The sequence below is a fragment of the Mycobacterium sp. NPDC004974 genome (assembly GCF_053600815.1).
In genome coordinates, this window is the sequence record NZ_JBSGAQ010000001.1 from 407,466 (window position 1) to 426,472 (window position 19,007).

The window sequence follows — 19,007 nt, forward strand, 5'->3', positions numbered from 1 at the left end:
CCTTCAAGGTTGGGTGCTGACAATAATTGTGAAGAACCTTCGGTAAGTGAGCAATATCTCCGATGAAGATTCGTTAGAGTCGCTTGGTGTCTGAAGAATCGTCAAACATGCCGGGCCGCACGGCCCGTTCGCCGAAGGATGTTCGGGCTGAACTCGACGAGGTGGACCGCCGAATTCTGCTCGCGTTACATGCCGATGCCCGGATGTCGAACAGCGCGCTGGCCGACGCGGTCGGGGTCGCCGCGTCGACCTGTCACGGTCGGGTGCGCAGGCTCCAGGAGATCGGGGTGATCCGGGGCTTCTATACCGACATCGATCCGGCTGCGGTGGGGCTCAGCCTGCAGGCGATGATCTCGGTGAGTCTGCAGTCGAACGCGCGGGGCAAGATCCGAAACTTCATCGCCCATATCCGCCAACTGCCGCAGGTGATGGACGTGTACTTCCTGGCCGGGGGAGACGACTTCATCCTGCACGTGGCCGCGCGTGACACCGAGGATCTGCGGGCGTTCGTGGTGGAGCACCTCAATGCCGACGCCGACGTCGCGGGCACGCAGACCTCGCTGATCTTCGAGCACCTGCGCGGGGCGTCACCGCTCTGACATCACTGCGCCCGCAGTACCAATCCGTTGCCGTCGGTGCCTGAGAGCTTCAATTCGTCGGCGTCGATGGAGGTCTGGACCGTGCCCTTGAGCACTCGCAGCACGGCCTGCTCAACTTCGGCGACCTCCGGTGGGCAGGCCATTCTGGTGGTGGCCAACGGGCCGAAGTCGATGACGGCCGGTGACCCGGAAACGGTTGCGTGGCCGGTGATCCGGTTGCAGCCGGTCGAGCCGCTGACCGCGCCGTCATCCCCGATGGTCAACGTGGGCTTGGACTGCTCGAGCGCGACCGAGGTGGTGACCGCCTGGGCGGACACCAGACTGGTGACCTGCCAGGTCGTGCCGGTCAGCGGGCGATCCGGATCGGCCACTTTCTTGTCCCGCAACGTGACGGTCGCGGCGTCGGTGCGCAACGTGAGGGAATCGCCGGACAGCGCCCAGGTTGGCTTGGCGTCGAAGAACTTTGATACCCAGGCATCTGAATCGCCGACCGGCGGCGGGCAGGCCATCATCGTCATGGCCAGTTGGGTGGTGATCCGGCCCTCGGCCAGATCGGCGGTGCCCGAGCCGTGGTTACAGCCGGCGTATGTGCTGATCTGATTCCCGTCGAAACCGACCGTCAACGGCCCGCCGCCGGGGATCTGGTCACCTTCGACCCGCTCCGACACGAATGTGCGGCCGTCGAGCGTGGTGTCATCGGCGGCCGCGTTGTTGGAACAGCCCGCCATGGCAAGGACGGCGAGGGCGATGGGAAAGAGGCGCATACGCCTACGCTAGGTGAATTCGTCTCGATATCCGGGGGATCCCCCGACCAACCCAGGGCGGCTCGGCTCTCACAGCGTGGCAACCACGTCGAACTCGTACCCGTCCGCGACGGCGATGTGCACGTCTTGATGCATCAGCCCACCGCTGGCGTGGACGAAACCGCGTGGACCGTCGTAGCTCACCGAGCCGCGATGTAGCGCCATCTCGTCTACGTCGGTCGACGCGGCCGCGGTCGCCAGGGCGCCGAGTGTGGCGACACCCTCGTAACAGGATTCAGCGGCGTTGTTCAGCGGTGGCGCGCTCGGCCCGAATCTGTGCACATAGTCGGACATGAAGTCCTGTGCGCTCGCCGAGACCAGATTCTGAAAGTAGCTCGCAGCCACGTACAGGTTCTCGGTGGCATCCGCGCCGCTGGCCAGCAGCATGTTCTCCTCCATCAGCGGGCTGAACCGGAGGATGCGGTGATGCAGGCCCTGTTCGCTGAAGGCTCGGTTGAACGCCACGGCATCGCGGCCCACCAGCAGCATGATGATGCCCTCGGCGCCACTGTGCTCGATGCGCGGTAGGACACGGGAATAGTCGGTGGTGCCGTAGTTGACGTAGACCTCCTCCACGATCTGCAGATCGAGTTGGTGGCAGTACTCCCGAATCGCCGGCACGGTGCGCCGCGGCCACACGTAGTTCGCACCGACCACCGCCCACCGCTGGACGCCGATGTTCTCCTGCAGCCACCGCAGCGCGGGTGCGATCTGCAACGCGGGGGTTTCGCCTGAACAGATGACACCGGGGCGGGACTCGCCACCCTCGTAGAGGGACGTGTACACGTAGGGGATCCGGTGGGTCAGCACCGGTGCGAGTTGTTCACGGACCGTCGAGATGTGCCAGCCGGTCACCGCGTGGATCTGGTCGCGGGCCATCAATTGCGTGATCTCGTTCTGCAGTTCGGGGCCGGGGAGGCTGGCGTCGATCACCTCGATCTCGACTTCGCGGGCGAGGATGCCGCCGTTGTCGTTGAGCGTGGCGGCGGCGAGCTTCGCCACGGCCTCGCATGACGGGCCGTACATCCCGCCCGGGCCTCGCAGTGGAATGACAAGTCCGATGCGGTAATTCCGCGACATCGCCATGCCTCCTTGCGCCCATCGCATGGGCACAGCAGCGTAATATTCATCTGGAAGTATTGCGTTTGGAACGAAGTCCAGCAAGGGGGTCAAACTGTGCGGACCGATCGGGACGAGGTCTTCCCGTTGCTGGAAACGCTCGCCATCGACCGGGCCGCCGCGCTTGTGCGTGCCGCCGTGCGCAGCGGCCTTGCCGGTTCGGGACTCACGCTGGACCAATGGCGGGTGATCGACCATCTGGCATCGGTGCAGGAAGCCACCATGAGTTCGGTCTCCACCGTCACCCTCATACCCGGGCCGAGCCTCACTCGCACGGTGGACCGGCTCGTCGACGCCGCACTGGTCTACCGGACGCTGGATTCCTACGATCGGCGGCGCATGATGGTCCGCCTGAGTGAGCGTGGCGTCGACCGGCATCGTGAACTGGCTCCGGCGGTGTCGGCTGCACTCGAGCAGGCGTGTTCCCCGCTGACCGGGGCGGAATTGGGTGAATTGGGAACGCTTCTGGCGAAGCTTGCCGGCGACTGAGACCGGTCGAAGTCGGCGCGATCAGCTGTTGGTCCGCAGAGCCCTCGACGTCGAGACCGGTACGGCGGTCGTCGTGGTGCGGGTGATCAGCCACAGCGTGACCAACACGGCGCACCCCAGAACAGCCGCGATCACTGCTCCGGTGGCGGAGTCGGTCCACACCCCGGCGAGGCCCAGGCCGGCGGGAACGGCTGCGGTCAGAACGCCCTCGGCAACCGCCAGTGCTCCGGTGAACCGGGTGAGTTGGGCGCGTCCGAGTCCGAGGACCAGGAAAAACAGCAGCCACAGCGTTGCCCAGGCCAGCCAGATCACGACGAAGATCCGGCCGCCGGCACTCCAGGTGTGGGCCGCGTACCCGACAGCGGCCACTGCCACGAAGAGGGAGAACCAACCCAACCCTTCGGGTGGCCAGCCGGTGATGCCATTGATGCCGACCCACAGGTAGGTGAATCCGAACAGATAGAGACCGGCGGCGCCGGCGATAGTCGCCGCATCCCCGTCCGCGGTCACGAGCAGCACGGTCGGGATCACCACTTGCATGGCGCCGACGAAGAGGTTCAGTGGTGCGGCCGACCGGGGGGAGATGCGCCCGAGAAGCATGATGCCGTTCACGATCAGGACGGCGCCGACGTAGAACAGCCCGACGTTGCTCATCTGTGTCCGCTTTCTGTTGGATGCGCTTGCGGCGCCGGGCTTTTCAGGGCCCGGCGCCGCGTCCGACGGATTACTTGGGAAGGATGTCCTTGTCGAAGATGTCGAGCGGAACCTTCAGTGTCACAGCCGCGTTCGGGATGTCGACGATGCCGCCGACGTGCATCTCACACGGCGCCACGCTGATGATCGTGTAGGCCTGCTCGGGCGTGTAGCCGAACTTGCCCAGATACTCGATTGCCTGCTCGACCGCATCGACCGCGGCCATCGTGGCGTCGATGTACTTCTGCTCCTTGCCGCGGGCGGACAGTCCGGTGAACGACAGATACCGGGTACCCAGGTTCGGGTCGACCGGTGACGGTCGCAGCATCGGTGTGCGGACGCCGTACTTGGCCATGCCGTCTTTGATCAGGTTGAACCGGAACCATCCGACGCCGTCCATTTCGATGGCGTTCCAGGTGATTTCGCCGTCGCCCTCGGAGAAGTGGAAGTCGCCGGTGGAGAACAAGGCACCCTCGACGAACACCGGGAAGTACACCCGCGAACCGCGGGAGAGGTTCTTGATGTCGAGGTTGCCGCCATTCTCCCTTGGCGGGACCGTCCGGGCCGCGGTCGCGGCGACACGCTCCCACTCCTTGCCCTCCAGCGTGCGCAGCACCGCGGTCGACATGGCGTCCGCACGCGGCGCCGCGAGGCCCTCGGCGATGAGCGGATCCTCCCGCTCGTTCCAGATCGCGAGCAGTTCGTGTGAGGGGGCGACGCCGATGACTCCGGGATGGCTGATCGCGGGGATCTCCACGCCGGGGATCTGGCGGCTGGTGGCGAACAGGCCGTGCAAGTCCCAGACCGTCTTGAAGCCGTCAGGGAACCAACTGGCCAGCGGTCCGCCCATCCCGGGCAGGATGTTCGAGTAGCCGATGCCTGACAGCGGGAGCACGTCGAGCACATCGACCACCAGCAGATCGCCCGGTTGTGCGCCGTCGACATATACCGGACCGGTGATCGGGTGGGTGCGGGTGAGATCGAAGTCGCGGACGTCCTGGTCGTCATCGACGTCTTGCAACTGGTAATCGTCGTAGCCGCCGGCCTCGAGGATTACCTCGTCGCCCGGTCCGAGATGGTGCAGTGGCGGGATATCGGGGTGCCAGCGGTTGTGACCGAGCTCCTTCTGCTCTGCGAGCGGAACTCCCACCTCGCAGCTGAACCTCGGGACACCGAGGTCGCGGTTGGGGAAACGGGATACTCCCGACCGGGTGAAGTCCACATCTGCGGCGTCTGGACGGACGAGTGAAACGTCGCTTGACATCGGGTGACCTCCAAGAAAGTGGATAGGCGAGTGGTGCGGCTCACAATTTACTTCCAAAATGAACTATGTCAAGTGGAAGTAAAATGGTGATGTCATTTGGTCGCCGGGATGGCGCTGATGGACCCGCCACCGCGGGCGGCTCCCATGTCGGACCGGTCCGAACCTGTGGGCAACCCCGGGCAGTAGGCTCGCAACCATGCGAGTTGGCGTTCTCGGGGCTAAGGGCAAAGTCGGCGCGACCATGGTGCACGCGGTCGAATCTGCGGAGGATCTGACGTTCTCCACCGGCGTGGATGCGGGTGATCCACTGAGCTTGCTCACCGACACGAAGACCGACGTGGTCATCGACTTCACCCATCCCGATGTGGTGATGGACAATCTGAAGTTCCTCATCGACAACGGGATTCACGCCGTCGTCGGGACCACCGGATTCACCTGGGATCGCATTGAACAGGTGGAAGCCTGGCTCAAGGAAAAGCCGGAGGTCGCGGTGCTCATCGCGCCGAACTTCGCGATCGGTGCGGTGCTGTCCATGCACTTCGCCCAGCAGGCGGCGCGGTACTTCGAATCGGTCGAGATCATCGAACTGCACCATCCGCACAAGGCCGACGCACCGTCGGGCACGGCCGCGCGCACCGCGAAGCTCATCGCCGAGGCGCGAAAAGGCATGCCGCCCAACCCGGATGCCACCAGCACCGGTCTCGACGGCGCCCGAGGTGCCGACGTGGACGGCGTACCGGTGCACTCGGTGCGGTTGGCCGGGCTGGTCGCCCATCAGGAGGTGCTGTTCGGCACCCAGGGGGAGACGCTGACGATCCGCCACGACAGCCTGGACCGATCCTCGTTCGTGCCGGGGGTGCTGCTGGCTGTGCGCAAGGTCAGCGAGCGGCCGGGCTTGACCATCGGCATTGAACCGCTGCTCGATCTGTCGTGAGTGACGGCGCGCGGTCGCTGCGCATCCAACTGGTGATCGGCTTCATGTGCCTGGCGCTGATCGCCTACTTCTTGATGCTCGGACGCACCGCGTTCATCTTCATCACCTCGGGCGAGCCGGCCGCGATCGGACTGGGCCTGGCACTGCTGGCGTTCCCGCTGATCGGTGTCTGGGTGCTGGTCACCACGCTGCGTGCCGGGCTGGCGCACCAACGGTTGGCCCGTCTCGCGCGCGAGCAGGGCATGGAACTCGACGTCAGCGAGCTGCCGACGCGGCCGTCGGGGCGTATCGAGCGCGACGCGGCCGATGAACTCTTCACGACGGTCAAGGCCGAACTGGAAGCCGACCCGGACAATTGGGTTCGCTGGTACCGGCTGGCCCGCGCCTACGACTTCGCCGGCGACCGGGGCCGCGCGCGCGAGACCATGCGCACGGCGGTGCGGATGCAGGAACAGCAGCCGTCATGACCAAGACGCTGCTCGTGGTGCATCACACGCCGTCGCCGACGACGCGGGAGCTCCTCGAGGCAGTGCTGGCCGGGGCGCACGATCCGGACATCTCCGGCGTGACGGTCGAACTGAAGCCGGCGTTAGCTGCGACCGTCACGGACATGTTGGCCGCCGACGGCTATTTGTTCGGCACCACAGCCAATTTCGGCTACATGAGCGGTGCCCTCAAGCACTTCTTCGATACCGTGTACTACCCGAGCCTCGATCACGTGGCCGGGCGTCCGTACGGGCTGTGGGTGCACGGCAACAACGACACGGTCGGCGCGGCGAACGCGGTCGACAAGATCGTGACGGGGCTGGCGTTGGTCAAAGCGGCTGATGTGCTTGAAGTCACGGGTGCGCTCGACGCCGGTGTCCGGGAACGGGCCTACGAGCTGGGCGGCACCTTGGCCGCAACGCTGATGGAGTGAGGGAGGGACGTAATGCCAGGATTCGCTGATCTCGCGCTGGGGGCGGCACCCATCGCCGGTGGTGCGTTATTGGGTGTAGCGGCGGGCAATCTCAAGCCGCCGGATGTCCGCGGCATGATCAGCAAAGATCTCGACCTGCTGGCCCGGATTCCGGAAGATCAGGTCGACCGGCGGGCCCGGATGCAGGCGAGCATCGACCGGCGCATCGACGAACTCATCGAGGCCGGTGACCGCTCCCGCGAAATTCGTCGGGCCGCGATGTCCTATCGCGGCAACTGGCGCGACATCGTGGTTTTCATCTGCGCGCTGCTGTTCACCTTCATCTGGTGGAATGTCAGCCACAGCCGGACCAACTGGACACTGACATTCGTCGTGATGATCGTCGTTTCAGTGGCGGCAGGCATCTACGCGGGCCGCGGTGTGGCCCGCGGGATCAACACCTTCATGCACCGCAACGACGCCAAACCGCCGGCCTGAACCAAGCTCAGTAGTGATACGTGTCGGACGGGGCCGGCACGTGATCCGGGTCGTCGCTGTACTCGGGTTCGTGGATGCCGTACGCCCGCGCCAGATCGAGGATCTTGTTGGCCCGAGCGATGCGGGGCAGGTCTGACCCGTTGCGGATCTCGCCACCGTCGCGCTGGAATTCGGCGAAAAACTCCTTGGCCCAACTGATCTCATCCTGGGAGGGGGCCAGGCCCTCGTTGACGGTCGGGCACTGATCGGGCGTCAGGCAGATCTTGCCGGTCATGCCGAACTCGGCCGACACCGCGGTGGCCTCCGACAGTCGCAGCGCACTGGACCCGACGGTGGGGCCGTCGATGGCGCCGGGGAGTCCGGCGGCCTTGGCGGCGATGGTGAACCGCGACCGTGCATATGCCAGGGTTGCCGGGCTGTCGCCGAAACCGGTGTCGCGGCGGAAGTCGCCGATGCCGAACGCGAGCCGGAATGCTCCCTTGGCCGAGGCGATCTCGGTGATCCGCTCGAGTCCGCGGGCCGTCTCCACCAGGGCGACGATCGGCACATCGGGCAACCGCCGGGCCGTCTCGGTGACATGGTCCACCGATTCGACCATCGCCAGCATGACGCCGCCCACCGATGTGCCGGTCAACATGTCCAGGTCGTCGGCCCACCACGGGGTGCCGAAGCCGTTGATCCGGACCCAGTCACTGTTGCCGTCGGCCAGCCACCGGGTCACCTTCTCGCGAGCGGCCACCTTGTCCTTGGGGGCGACCGCATCCTCGATGTCGAGTACCACGATGTCGGCGCGGGAGCGGGCCGCGGGGGCGAACCGCTCATACTGTGCGCCGTTTACCAGCAACCAGCTCCGGGCCAGTACCGGGTCGATCCGGAATCCGGGCTCGGTGGGATGGGACTCGTCGGAGAAGGGCTGGTCATACACGCGTCAATCGTCGCCTACTGCCTATGCCGGGGCGAACGCGGCCCCGAACACCCGCTCGGTGTTCTCCCAGTGCCGCTTTGCCGCCGCCTCGTCGTAGACCGCCGCATGATCAGGCACCGCGAAGCCGTGCGCTGCGGGATAGAACTCGATGGTGTGGTCGACGGCGGCGCCGGACAGCGCGTCCTCCAACCTCTTGGCGTCGTCCTCGGTGAAGGAGGCATCGTTCTCGGCGGCGGCTATGTAGACCGTCGCCTGGATCTTGTCGGCCAGCAGGTGAGGACTGTCGGGATCGTCTTCGACCGCCAGCCTGCCGCCGTGGAAGGACAGCGCGGCCGCAACCCGCTTCGGCACCCGGGTGGCGACGATGAGGGACGCCCGCCCGCCCATGCAGTAGCCGGTGGTGCCGAACTTCTCGCCGGAGACATCGGGCCGGGCGGCGAGGTAGTCGAAGAACGCTTCGGCGTCGGCGGCAAAGATCTCCGGGGTGAGGGTGCCCATCAGCTCGAAGAGCTGCTTGCGCTGCTCCTGGTCGGCAAACACGGTGTTGAGGTCGAAGGGACCCCAGCCGGGGGTGCGGTAATACACGTCGGGCACCAGCACGACGTAACCGAATCCGGCCAGCTTGGCCGCCATATCTTCCATCGTGGGACGCAGGCCGCCGGCGTCGGGAAACATCACGACCCCGGGCCAGGGGCCATCCCCCTCCGGCGTGGCGACGGTGACGCGGCAGGTGCCATCGGCAGTGGTGATCGTGTCTGTGGTGGTCGGCATGGCTACCGTTCTACTCCTCGTGACGGCACGTAAGCTGAGTGTGTGCCGATCCAGACGCCCTACGAGGACCTCTTGCGGAAGGTGACCGAACAGGGGGTGCGGAAGTCCGATCGCACCGGTACCGGCACCCGCAGTCTGTTCGGGCACCAGATGCGTTACGACCTGGCCGCCGGCTTTCCGTTGATCACCACCAAGAAGGTGCACACCAAATCGGTGATCTACGAGTTGCTGTGGTTCCTGCGCGGCGATTCGAACGTGCGGTGGTTGCAGGACCACGGTGTCACGATCTGGGATGAATGGGCCAGTGACACGGGCGATCTCGGCCCGGTCTACGGGGTGCAGTGGCGGTCGTGGCCGACCCCGTCCGGTGAGCACATCGACCAGATCTCGAATGCGCTCGAACTGCTCAAGCATGACCCCGATTCGCGGCGCAACATCGTTTCGGCATGGAACGTCGGCGAGATCCCGCAGATGGCGCTGCCGCCGTGCCACGCCTTCTTCCAGTTCTATGTCGCCGATCAGAAGTTATCCTGCCAGCTGTATCAGCGCAGCGCAGACCTCTTCCTGGGCGTCCCGTTCAACATTGCCAGCTACGCCCTGCTGACCCACATGATGGCCGCGCAGGCCGGGCTGGGTGTCGGTGAGTTCGTCTGGACCGGCGGCGATTGCCACATCTACGACAACCACGTCGACCAGGTGGCCCTGCAGCTGGGTCGCGAACCCAGGCCATATCCGGAACTCGTTCTGGCGCAACGTGATTCGATCTTCGATTACCAATATGAGGACATTGCCATCCTGAACTACGATCCGCACCCGGCGATCAAGGCGCCCGTCGCGGTATGACCGAAAAGCATGTGACAGGCGATCTTCGACGCCTGGCGCTGATCTGGGCGCAGTCGAGCACCGGCGTCATCGGCCGTGGCAACGACATCCCGTGGCACCTGCCGGAAGATCAGGCCCGGTTCAAGCAACTCACACTCGGGCAGACCGTGGTGATGGGTCGGTTGACCTGGGAGTCGCTACCGGCCAAGGTGCGTCCGTTGCCGGGGCGGCGCAACGTCGTCATCACCCGCAACCCCGGATATGTGGCCGACGGCGCCGAGGTGGTCACCGAGATCGGTGACGTCTTCCGAGGCTGGGTGATCGGTGGTGCGCAGATCTATGCACAAGCCCTGCGGTTCGCCGACCGCTGCGAGGTCACCGAGATCGACCTCGACCTGCCGCCGGCCGAGGGTGACGCGATGGCGCCGGAGCTCGACGATTCCTGGACGAAGACCACGGGCGACTGGCTGACCAGCAGTTCAGGACTGCGGTACCGGTACTGCAGCTACGCGCGCACGCTGTAGCCGGCCAGCCTGCGCACCTCGCTGTCGGGGTCTTCGGCCGCGAGCTCGGCGATCCGTTCCTCCAGGGCCGCCACCGCATCGCTGTCGAGGTCGCCGGGGCCCATGAGCCCGATCAGATCACCGAGGACGATGACCGCGTGACGGCGGATCACCGGCTCGGGATGCTCGAGCCCGGGCCGGGCACCCGGCAGGTCGGCAGCGTCGAGCGTGCAGAACCCTCGTCCCGGCTTCAGATCTTCTGCCACGATCGCCGCGACTGCCGGATCAGCAAGCCCGGCAGCCAGCAGCGTGTAATCCAGCGGCGGGTGCCCGCGCCCGTGATCACGGAACGAACGGTAAGGCGCGGCGACTGCGGCCGCCCTGCTCCCGGCCGGCACGTCGTGGCGTGCCAACACCTCCAGCCCGGCACCGAGGCGCCCCAGGGCAGTCGCGACCCAGTCGTGGGCATTGCCCCGCAGCGGTAGTGCCGCCCACAGTGCGTCCATCACCTCGGGCGTCGCGATGTTGAGGTCGGCCAGGAGTTTGCCGCCCGTCCAGGCGGTCTCGGGGTGGGCGAGGGCCGCAACTGCTACGGGCACCGCGGCCGCGCCGGCGTCGAGCAGGAGTTCGGTCGCGCGTTCGCGGCCGAGCGCGCCGACCGGCCCGGGAGCCAGGCCCGCTGCCGCAGCCAGGACTGCCACCCGCTGCTCAACCGGGATGGCCAGCACGTCTCGTTCGGCCTGCGTGGCCGCGACATACTCCGGGAAATGGCGCCGCAGTTCATCGGCGGTCAACGAACGAACTAGAAGGTCCGCGTCCTCGTCGTCGAGATAGACCACCGCGTCGTCGGGCAGGGTGCCGTCGGCGACGAGTGCGGTCCGCGTGCGCGCGGCGACATTCAGCATCGCCTGTGCGAACCGGTCCCATTCCTGCTCCCACTGCGCACGAGGCAGACCTGTGACCGCCGTGCTGAGGCGCTCACCCCACTGCGAATCGGTGTCGCCCCACTCATAGTCCTGGTGTTCCCAATCGGGCGGGCTGAACCGGCAATCCGGTTCCTCCACCGATTCCTCGGTGGCCAGGGCAAGGTTGGGCAGGTAGATCACCCCGGTGGTCTCGGCGTAGAACTCGCTGAACGCCACGGCATACGGCGTCTCCGACCCGGCCGCCTCGACCATCGCGCGGACCGCGTTCGCAGCGGCCAGGGTCAACTCGGTCTCGAACGCATCCCACTCGAACGCCACGCGGACCAGTATCGCCAATGCGCCTCCGCTACTTGTCGGTGCCGTAGGGAACGATGGCATCGTGGCTACCCTCACGAGCGCGCAGGCCCGCCGCATTGCTGTCGTCGCGCAGGGGTTTCACGAACCCAAGCCCCGCGGTGCGGTCACCCGTGCGCATCTGCGCAAGCTGGTCTCCCGGATCCAGGTGTTGCAGCTGGATTCGGTGTCGGTGGCCGTGCGAGCGCACTACGCTCCGGTGTTCAGTCGGCTGGGGCCGTATGACCGCGATGCCCTGGACCGGGCCGCGTGGTCGCACAGCGCTCGCTCACCCCGGCTGCTGGTGGAGTACTGGGCGCACGAGGCCGCGCTGATGGCCGTCGAGGACTGGCCGCTGCTGCGGTGGCGGATGCGTGAGTACACCCACGGCCGTTGGGGCACCGAGATCGTCCGGAAGAACCAGAAGCTGGCCGAGGACATCGTCACCGCGGTCGCCGAGCTCGGCCCGTCCACCGCCGGTCAGATCGAGGCCCACCTGGAATCCGAGCCGCGCGGCCGCAAAGGGCCATGGTGGGACCGCAGCGACACCAAGTGGGTGGCCGAGGCGCTGTGGTCGTCAGGGGTCTTGACGACGGCGACCCGCGTCGGGTTCGCCAGGCACTATGACCTCACAGAACGCGTACTGCCGGCCGAGGTGCTGGCCCGGCAGGTCGACGACGAGGAGGCCGTCCGCGAGCTCGCTCTGCGGGCCGCCACCGCGCTGGGCGTCGGCACCGAGGCCGATATCCGCGACTACTTCCGGATGGGGGCCAAACAGGTCAGGCCGGCGATCGCCAAGCTGGTGGCCGACGGTGAGCTGGAGCCCGTCGACATCGACGGAACCCCGGCGTATCTCCGTGCGGGCCAGATCGTGCCGCGCCGTGACCGCGGGACTGCGCTGCTGTGCCCGTTCGACCCGTTGATCTTCTTCCGGCCCCGGGTAGAGCGGTTGTTCAATTTTCACTACCGGATCGAGATCTACACCCCCGCGCCCAAGCGCCAATTCGGTTACTACGTATGGCCGTTCCTGCTCGATGGCGAGTTGGTGGCGCGGGTGGATCTCAAACGCACCGATGCCGCGCTGCAGGTGCCGGGGGCGTTCATAGAGAACGGCCAGGACCCCGCGCGGGTGGCGGAGGCCCTGGCCGTCGAGCTGAGGACGATGGCGTCGTGGCTGGGGGTGGACGAGGTCGAGGTGGGGGGCCGTGGCGACCTCGCCGAGCCGTTACGTCGCCGGTTCCTCAGCTAGCTCGGGGACCCCGCGCCCCCGGATCATGTTGGTGACGAAGATGATCCCGCCGATCACGAGCCAGACGATGCCGCCGATCTTGGCCAGCGCGTCGGCGTTGATCAACACGTAGCCGATGATCAGGAAGCCGACTGTCGGTACCACGAGGTGCAGCAGGTAGTTCTTGGACTTCTGGCGCACCAGGTAGTACCAGATGACCGAGGCGTGGAGCAGGCAGAAGCCGAACAGCGCACCGAAATTCACCAGCGACGAGATCAATCCGATCTGACCGACGAAGAACAGCACCAGCACCAGGCTCAGGGCGCTGACCACCAGGATGGCTGCGATCGGCACCTTGCGGGAGCTGATGGTGGACAGGAATGCCGGCAGCTGGCGGTCGCGGCTCATCGAGAACAGCAACCGGCTGGTGGCGGCCTGGGCGGCCATGGCGTTGGCGAAACCGACGGCCAGCACGTTGACCACGAAGAATGCGTTCATCCAGCCGGTGCTCGACGCGGCCTGCACCAGCAGGAAGAACGCGTTGCCCACCTCGTCGTCACTGAACGATTCGCGGCCTCCGGCCAGCAGGCTGGCCAGCCAGGTCTGGGTGATGAACAGGAACGCCACCACGAACAGGGCGACGATCATCGCTCGGCCGGCCGGGTTCTTCTTACCGGTCGATTCCTCGGCCAGTGTCGAGATGCCGTCGAAGCCCAGGAAGCTCAGCACCGCGATCGACAGTGCCGCCGCGATCAACGGTGCGGTGACCACCTCGGAGTTCCAGATCGGCAGCGCGCTCCACCCGACGTCGGGCAGTGACTGCCCGTTGATGGCGCGCACCGCGATGATCACGAACAGCACGACGAAAACCAGTTCCACGGCGAGGAATACGCGGTTGACGAGCTTGAGCGAACCCACGCCGAGCAGGTTGATGATCGTGTTCACCACCACGAAGACGATCGCCCACACCCAGCGCGGAGTGTCCGGGAAGAGTCCGACCATCGATTCGGCGGCGAAGACGTAGAGCAGGGTGGGGATCAACAGGTAGTCGAGCAGGATGGCCCAGCCGGCGAAGAAGCCCAGGCCGGGGTGGATCCCGCGGCCCACATAGGCGTACACCGATCCCGCCAACGGGAACGACTTGGCCATCTGGGAGTAGGCCAGCGCGGTGAACACCATCGCGATCAGCCCGATCAGGTAGACCAGCGGCACCATGCCCGACGCGCTGTTGTAGACCGTCCCGAAGATGGTCCACGGTGCGATGGGCACCATGAACACCAGGCCGTAGACGATGAGATCGGCCGTGGAGACGGAGCGGCTGAGTTCCTGCTTGTAGCCGAATGATTCGAGATCGCGTTGCCCTTCACCGGTGGTGAGATGGGCGGCGGCCGCTTCAGTTGCCATGGCGTTCCTGTCGAGTCGAAGGGGAGAAGGTCAGACCCGGGCGGCAGCGGCCAGATCGTGCTGATTCAGGAACTCGGCGATCACCGAGCGGAACTCCACGGGTTTCTCCAGGTGAGTGCAGTGGCTGGTGTCGGAGAACACGTGACTGCGGGCGTCGGGAATGAGGTCGGCATAGGGCTGCCAGGTCGCCGGGGTGGCCTCGTCGAACTCGCCGGCGACGACGAGTGTCGGGGCAGTGACCGATGGCAGCCGGTCGATGATGGTCCAGTCGCGCAGAGTCCCGATGACGTGAAACTCGTTGGGCCCGTTCATGGTGTGGTACACAGTCGGCTCGGCCTCCATCTGGGCCACGGTGTCGGCGAAGTCCTTGGGCATCGGCTCGACCCGGCAGACGTGCCGACGGTAGAACTCCTCCGTGGCGGCCAGGTATTCGGGATCGGTGACCGTGCCATCGGCCTCGTGGCGCTCGAGCGCGGACTGGACGTCCGGGGGCAATTGAGCGCGTAGGTCGGCCGCGCCCTCGACCCACAGCTGCATCGAGGCGGGGGAGTTGCAGATCGACAGCGAAGCCAGTCCATCCGGGACGCGGACCGCGATCTCGGCGCCGAGCATGCCGCCCCACGATTGTCCGAGCACGTGGTACCGGTCGATCCCGAGGGCCTCGCGGACAGTGTGGAACTCGTCGACGAAGAGCTGGGGGGTCCAGAAGTCGGCAGGGGCGTCGGGCAGGTGTGTGCTGTTACCGCAGCCCAACTGGTCGTAATGGATGACGGTGCGGCCGGTCTCGTCGGCGAGGGCGGCGATGTTGGCGACATAGTTGTGGGCCATGCCGGGTCCACCGTGCAAGACGAACAGGGGAAGGGCATCAGGTCGTGCGTTTTCGGGAGTGGTGACCTGGACCCAGGTCTCGTGGCCGCGGAAGGCCACTGTGCGGGTGGAACGAGACATGGCGCACAGCATGAACCAATAATGGTCTCGTAGCAAGACCATTAATCAGGATTTAATTTGTGACGTCGATATTGTGTGCCCATGGGGAATCCCGAGCCGCAGACGACAGAGCCCGCGGGCGCCACGCCCGGGCTGCTCGAGCGCGAACTCGAACCCTCGTCGCGGGTGGATGAAATCACCGACCGTCTCGTCACCGCAGTGGCGATCGGCGAATACCTGCCCGGCTCCCGCCTGCCATCGGAACGGGAGCTCGCCGCGTCTCTGCGGGTCGGCCGGATGACCGTACGCGCGGCCCTGGCCAGGCTGGTTGAGCTGGGCTTGGTGGAGACCCGGCGCAGCGGCCGCGGCGGCGGCACCTATGTTCTGCAGCAGTGGCCGGAGTCGTCGACCGCCGCAGTCGGGCGCACCCTGACCACGCGGCTCGATGAACTACGGGACCGCTGCGATGCCATCTGCCGAATCCACGGTGCGGTATGCCGTGCGGCCGCGGAGGCCCGAACGGACCGTGACCTCGTGGTGCTGAGGGAACGGCTCGAGGCCTACCGCTACGCGGAGAGCGGTCTGGCCGCCCAGCAGGCGGACAGCGCGTTGCACCTGGCGATCATGGACGCGGCCGGCAATACCGTGCTCAAACAGATGCTGCTCGAGTTGGAAGCCTCCGTGAGCATCGCCGCACCGGCCCACATGTGGGGTGAATCGGCGACCATGCGCCAGATGGAGCTACGGGCGCTGAGCGAGCATGAACAGCTGATCGATGCGATCGCCGAGCGTCGCGGGGACGACGCCGAAGCACTGGCACGCGCACACCTGGCGATCGACTTCGAACACATTTCGGCCGCGATGCGGCGCGCCGGAGGCCTGGCCGACTGACGGTCGGCCAGGTTCGGCGGTCGAGGCATTGACGGCCTGTGTACAGGTCCCGACTGTGGCTAGGGTGTCCTAGCCGAGGAACCGCTCGCGGTAGTCCCGGAATCGCTCGGCCAGGGCGGCCGGATCGAGTTGAAGGTTCGCAGCGTCGTAGATGACCCCGCCGTAGCGTCCGCGCGGGTGTTCGGTGAGGAAGTCGCTCATCGCCGCACGCACGTCGTCACCGAATGGCCGGTCGGCGAGTCGGTAGATGTCGGCCAGCGTGCCCTGCTCGTCTGCCATGAACTCGTCGAATCGGACGTCGATGGACTGTCCGGCGGGCAGCGCGTCGCGATCGCGGATGCAGCCCGCGAGCAGATCGTCGATGCGCTGCAGCCAGTGCCCGGTTATCTTAGCCACATCGGGCTGCGTCACGGCCATCCGCATGGCGTAGCAGATCATGGTCATCATCGACAGCGTCACATCAACTGGATCACGGTGTGTGACAATGAAAGTCGCGTCCGGGAACGTCGCGGCCAGTGTCGGGAACTGTTCCAGATGCTGCGGTGACTTGAGTACCCAGCGGGTTCCGCCGCGGAGCCATTGCATCGCCTGCAGGCTGCGCTTGACGTACGCGTATGACGGCGCCTGGTCGTGTGCCTTGTAGTGGGCAGTGAAACTCGGCACGTAATAGGCGGTTTCGAACAGCATGCCGGAGATGTCGTTGGCCAGGAGCTGGATCTCCTCGTGGGCATGCTCGACGGTCATGTCGTGCATCCGGCGGAACTCCGGTATCGAGGTGTTCACCAATTCCAGGCCGGCCGCGCAGCGATCCCGACGCGGTGCCGGTGTGTCCTCGCCGGGGCCGGGCACCGGTTCGAGGCTCTCCCAGTAGGGCAGATAGCGCAGTGCAGGGTCGGCGGCGAGCAGGTTGTGTAGATGCGTGGTGCCGGTACGGGGCAGACCGCAGATGATGATCGGCCGTTCGATCGCGACGTCCTCGATCTCGGGGTGGTCGGTGATCAGCGCCTCCAACCGCAGCCGGTTGACCAGGTTGCCCACCAGCTGCTCGAACACGATCCCCACGCCCGTATCGGACAGACCCGCTTCGTCACGCAATGCGGTACACAGCACGTCGAGACGTTCCCGGAACGCCGGGTCGCCGAAATCGTCCAGCCCGGACCGCTCGGTTGCAGCCGTAAGCAACGCGTTCGGGTTGAGGTCCAGGTTCGCGCCGTAGGCGGCGAGTCCATCGCGAATCGGCTGGGCGGCCGGGGGATACACCGGGTTTGCCAGGTCGTCGAACCGGATCGGTGCCGGACGCTGCACGTCGGTGGTCACAGGGCACCGACCTCGGCCACGTGGACGACGCGGCACTGCGGCTGCGCGGGAGTCTCCTCGGGCAGGAACCAGCGCAGCCACATCAGGCCCGTGGAGCGCCCAGCCGTCGAGACCCAGTTCGGGTGGCCCGGGTCCTTCTCGCTGACGACGATCCGCCAGGACCCGTCCGATTCGTAGGTGACGTGTGCGCCGTTGATGGTGACACGCTCGTGGGTGTAGTCGAAGGTGTGCAGGAACGGATTCCACAAGCAGAGGTTCCAGAACACGCACTCCGGTGAGGTGCCCTCGATGATCAGGGCCTGATCCGACGTCAGATCGTAGGAGCCCATGGCGTATGCCGCATCGCCGGCGGACCACCCGTAGGCATTCTGGGGGACCGGGAACGGCGGGTGCAGCTGGTTGGCGGGCTCCACCTTGGTGGGCAGGAAGGAAACCTGTTCCTGCAGCCAGTTCTTCGCGTAGCGGAAGCGGCGGGCCAGCTCCGCGGCACTGTCCGAGCGCCGGGCGGGCGGATTGACCGTCTCGATCCGCCACTCCGGCCGGCGTTCGGTCGCGGAATCGTTCATATAGTTACGGGTCAAAGCGAATTCGGCGTCGGCATCCAGTTTGAGCCAGGCACCCGGGTGGGGTTCGGGGCTCATAATGAACTCGAAGTTCCCATCCTCGTCGAATTCCAGGTCGCGATTGTTGATGGTGCCGACGATGCGGTCGCTGTAGCGGCCCTCACCCGGCCCGCCGTAGACGGTCATCGACATGTACACCGCGTCGCCGCGGTTACCGGTGACGCGGTAGGTGCGGGCCGGATTCAGCGGGGCGAGCTGATAGAAGGCGTCCGCGTTGTCACCGCCCCATTTGAGATACGGGCTGGTGGCGTCGACCAGGATCGGCTTGTCGCGGTCGCCCCACACGTAGGCGTCGACGCTGACCCGCAGCACGCTGAACGCCAGGCGGTACCCGTCGAGCAGGTCGGGTTCGCTCAGCGCGGGTTCGGCGGTGAGCAACTTCTGCTCGATGGCGCGCACCGCGTCGAGAAGCCCGTTGAACGCCTCCGACAGTTCGGCCTTGTCGGTCATGGTTGGTCCTTCCTTGGTGGGTGGATACGTCCTGCTCCCTCGATCAGCAAGGAGCACAATCGATCTGCGGTGTCGTCGACGTCGATGTCCGGTTCCATGTGGGCGGTGTAGAACGCGGTGCCGATCAACGCTTGATAGACCATGTCGACGTCGACATCGGGGCGGATCCGGCCCTGCTCCACGCCGGACTCGACCAGGGATCGGAAGGCGCCCTTGGTCCGCTCGTCGAGCACTTGCTGGGTCCGGATGTGCAATTCCGGGTCGCGGCGACGTTCGGTGAGGATGCCGAGCGCGGCGGCCTCGACCACGGGATCACGCCAGAAGGTGAGCACCGCAGAGATGAAGCCACGCAGGTCGGTCTCGAAATCTTCGGAGACCGGGAGAAGTTCACCGCCGGGTGGCAGGCCGAAGGCGGCGTCAAAGACCAGATGGGTCTTCGACGGCCAACGCCGGTAGATGGTAGGCCGGCTGACGCCGGCCTCGCGGGCGATGGCCTCGATGGACAGCTGGTCATAGCCGTCACGTGCCAGCAGGCGACGGGTGGCGCTCATGATGTCGTGCTGAGTTTGTGGATCACGCGGCCGCCCCGG

22 protein-coding genes are annotated in these 19,007 nt (G+C 66.1%); 10 read left to right on the top strand and 12 right to left on the bottom strand.

The window, feature by feature from the left end; translation table 11 throughout:
- Positions 1-86: 86 nt before the first annotated feature.
- Positions 87-599: an Lrp/AsnC family transcriptional regulator gene (locus ACWEFV_RS01995; protein WP_450068892.1), complete on the top strand. Its 513-nt coding sequence runs from the start codon at positions 87-89 to the stop codon at positions 597-599.
- A 2-nt stretch (positions 600-601) separates the two neighbouring features.
- On the opposite strand, the gene ACWEFV_RS02000 is transcribed toward ACWEFV_RS01995, so the two are convergent.
- Complete coding sequence (locus tag ACWEFV_RS02000) at positions 602-1,363, bottom strand: META domain-containing protein (protein WP_450068893.1); 762 nt, start codon at positions 1,361-1,363, stop codon at positions 602-604.
- 69 nt (positions 1,364-1,432) lie between these two features.
- Positions 1,433-2,482, bottom strand: coding sequence for a substrate-binding domain-containing protein (locus tag ACWEFV_RS02005; RefSeq protein ID WP_450068894.1), 1,050 nt, complete (start codon positions 2,480-2,482; stop codon positions 1,433-1,435).
- A 96-nt stretch (positions 2,483-2,578) separates the two neighbouring features.
- Between ACWEFV_RS02005 and ACWEFV_RS02010 the strand changes: the two genes are divergently transcribed.
- Positions 2,579-3,010: a MarR family winged helix-turn-helix transcriptional regulator gene (locus tag ACWEFV_RS02010; RefSeq protein ID WP_450068895.1), complete on the top strand. Its 432-nt coding sequence runs from the start codon at positions 2,579-2,581 to the stop codon at positions 3,008-3,010.
- A gap of 21 nt (positions 3,011-3,031) precedes the next feature.
- Here ACWEFV_RS02010 and ACWEFV_RS02015 read toward each other — a convergent pair whose 3' ends face one another.
- Positions 3,032-3,664, bottom strand: a complete 633-nt coding sequence (locus ACWEFV_RS02015) for an AmiS/UreI family transporter (protein WP_450068896.1) — start codon at positions 3,662-3,664, stop codon at positions 3,032-3,034.
- A gap of 70 nt (positions 3,665-3,734) precedes the next feature.
- Positions 3,735-4,967 (bottom strand): acetamidase/formamidase family protein, encoded by a 1,233-nt coding sequence (locus ACWEFV_RS02020; RefSeq protein WP_450068897.1) that lies wholly within the window; start codon positions 4,965-4,967, stop codon positions 3,735-3,737.
- Between the two features lie 196 nt (positions 4,968-5,163).
- Between ACWEFV_RS02020 and dapB the strand changes: the two genes are divergently transcribed.
- The 4 genes from dapB to ACWEFV_RS02040 are packed head-to-tail and all read left to right on the top strand — an operon-like array spanning position 5,164 to position 7,297.
- A complete protein-coding gene (dapB, locus tag ACWEFV_RS02025) occupies positions 5,164-5,901 on the top strand; it encodes a 4-hydroxy-tetrahydrodipicolinate reductase (RefSeq protein WP_450068898.1) in 738 nt (245 codons plus the stop codon).
- The gene (locus ACWEFV_RS02030) at positions 5,898-6,368 is read left to right on the top strand and encodes a hypothetical protein (RefSeq protein ID WP_135453774.1); all 471 of its coding nucleotides are present in this window, start codon (positions 5,898-5,900) and stop codon (positions 6,366-6,368) included. Before dapB ends, ACWEFV_RS02030 begins: the two co-directional genes overlap by 4 nt.
- The gene (locus ACWEFV_RS02035; RefSeq protein ID WP_450068899.1) at positions 6,365-6,820 is read left to right on the top strand and encodes a flavodoxin family protein; all 456 of its coding nucleotides are present in this window, start codon (positions 6,365-6,367) and stop codon (positions 6,818-6,820) included. Before ACWEFV_RS02030 ends, ACWEFV_RS02035 begins: the two co-directional genes overlap by 4 nt.
- Positions 6,821-6,832: 12 nt before the next feature.
- Positions 6,833-7,297: a hypothetical protein gene (locus tag ACWEFV_RS02040; RefSeq protein ID WP_135453776.1), complete on the top strand. Its 465-nt coding sequence runs from the start codon at positions 6,833-6,835 to the stop codon at positions 7,295-7,297.
- A 7-nt stretch (positions 7,298-7,304) separates the two neighbouring features.
- On the opposite strand, the gene ACWEFV_RS02045 is transcribed toward ACWEFV_RS02040, so the two are convergent.
- Entirely contained in the window at positions 7,305-8,222 is a 918-nt protein-coding gene (locus ACWEFV_RS02045) for an HpcH/HpaI aldolase/citrate lyase family protein (protein WP_135453777.1), read from the bottom strand.
- 21 nt (positions 8,223-8,243) lie between these two features.
- Positions 8,244-8,993 carry a dienelactone hydrolase family protein gene (locus tag ACWEFV_RS02050; RefSeq protein WP_450068900.1) on the bottom strand — a complete coding sequence of 250 codons (750 nt, stop codon included), beginning with the start codon at positions 8,991-8,993 and terminating at the stop codon, positions 8,244-8,246.
- Positions 8,994-9,035: 42 nt separating this feature from the next.
- On the opposite strand from ACWEFV_RS02050, the gene ACWEFV_RS02055 reads away from it, so the two are divergent.
- Positions 9,036-9,836: a thymidylate synthase gene (locus ACWEFV_RS02055; protein WP_450068901.1), complete on the top strand. Its 801-nt coding sequence runs from the start codon at positions 9,036-9,038 to the stop codon at positions 9,834-9,836.
- Positions 9,833-10,339: a dihydrofolate reductase gene (locus ACWEFV_RS02060; protein WP_450068902.1), complete on the top strand. Its 507-nt coding sequence runs from the start codon at positions 9,833-9,835 to the stop codon at positions 10,337-10,339. The genes ACWEFV_RS02055 and ACWEFV_RS02060 overlap by 4 nt, the downstream gene beginning before the upstream one ends.
- On the opposite strand, the gene ACWEFV_RS02065 is transcribed toward ACWEFV_RS02060, so the two are convergent.
- Positions 10,321-11,562, bottom strand: a complete 1,242-nt coding sequence (locus tag ACWEFV_RS02065) for a DUF4303 domain-containing protein (protein ID WP_450068903.1) — start codon at positions 11,560-11,562, stop codon at positions 10,321-10,323. The genes ACWEFV_RS02060 and ACWEFV_RS02065 overlap by 19 nt on opposite strands.
- Positions 11,563-11,623: 61 nt before the next feature.
- Here ACWEFV_RS02065 and ACWEFV_RS02070 point away from each other — a divergent pair, with 61 nt between their 5' ends.
- A complete protein-coding gene (locus tag ACWEFV_RS02070) occupies positions 11,624-12,826 on the top strand; it encodes a winged helix-turn-helix domain-containing protein (protein ID WP_450068904.1) in 1,203 nt (400 codons plus the stop codon).
- On the opposite strand, the gene ACWEFV_RS02075 is transcribed toward ACWEFV_RS02070, so the two are convergent.
- On the bottom strand, positions 12,803-14,209 hold the full coding sequence (locus ACWEFV_RS02075; RefSeq protein ID WP_450068905.1) for an APC family permease: 1,407 nt from the start codon (positions 14,207-14,209) through the stop codon (positions 12,803-12,805). The genes ACWEFV_RS02070 and ACWEFV_RS02075 overlap by 24 nt on opposite strands.
- A 30-nt stretch (positions 14,210-14,239) precedes the next feature.
- Complete coding sequence (locus tag ACWEFV_RS02080; RefSeq protein WP_450068906.1) at positions 14,240-15,157, bottom strand: proline iminopeptidase-family hydrolase; 918 nt, start codon at positions 15,155-15,157, stop codon at positions 14,240-14,242.
- An 81-nt stretch (positions 15,158-15,238) separates the two neighbouring features.
- On the opposite strand from ACWEFV_RS02080, the gene ACWEFV_RS02085 reads away from it, so the two are divergent.
- On the top strand, positions 15,239-16,027 hold the full coding sequence (locus ACWEFV_RS02085) for a FadR/GntR family transcriptional regulator (RefSeq protein WP_450068907.1): 789 nt from the start codon (positions 15,239-15,241) through the stop codon (positions 16,025-16,027).
- Between the two features lie 69 nt (positions 16,028-16,096).
- Here ACWEFV_RS02085 and ACWEFV_RS02090 read toward each other — a convergent pair whose 3' ends face one another.
- The 3 genes from ACWEFV_RS02090 to ACWEFV_RS02100 are packed head-to-tail and all read right to left on the bottom strand — an operon-like array spanning position 16,097 to position 18,968.
- Positions 16,097-17,344 (bottom strand): sulfotransferase family protein, encoded by a 1,248-nt coding sequence (locus tag ACWEFV_RS02090; protein ID WP_450068908.1) that lies wholly within the window; start codon positions 17,342-17,344, stop codon positions 16,097-16,099.
- Complete coding sequence (locus ACWEFV_RS02095) at positions 17,341-18,417, bottom strand: DUF1214 domain-containing protein (protein ID WP_450068909.1); 1,077 nt, start codon at positions 18,415-18,417, stop codon at positions 17,341-17,343. The genes ACWEFV_RS02090 and ACWEFV_RS02095 overlap by 4 nt, the downstream gene beginning before the upstream one ends.
- The gene (locus ACWEFV_RS02100) at positions 18,414-18,968 is read right to left on the bottom strand and encodes a TetR/AcrR family transcriptional regulator (RefSeq protein WP_450068910.1); all 555 of its coding nucleotides are present in this window, start codon (positions 18,966-18,968) and stop codon (positions 18,414-18,416) included. The genes ACWEFV_RS02095 and ACWEFV_RS02100 overlap by 4 nt, the downstream gene beginning before the upstream one ends.
- Positions 18,969-19,007: the final 39 nt, after the last annotated feature.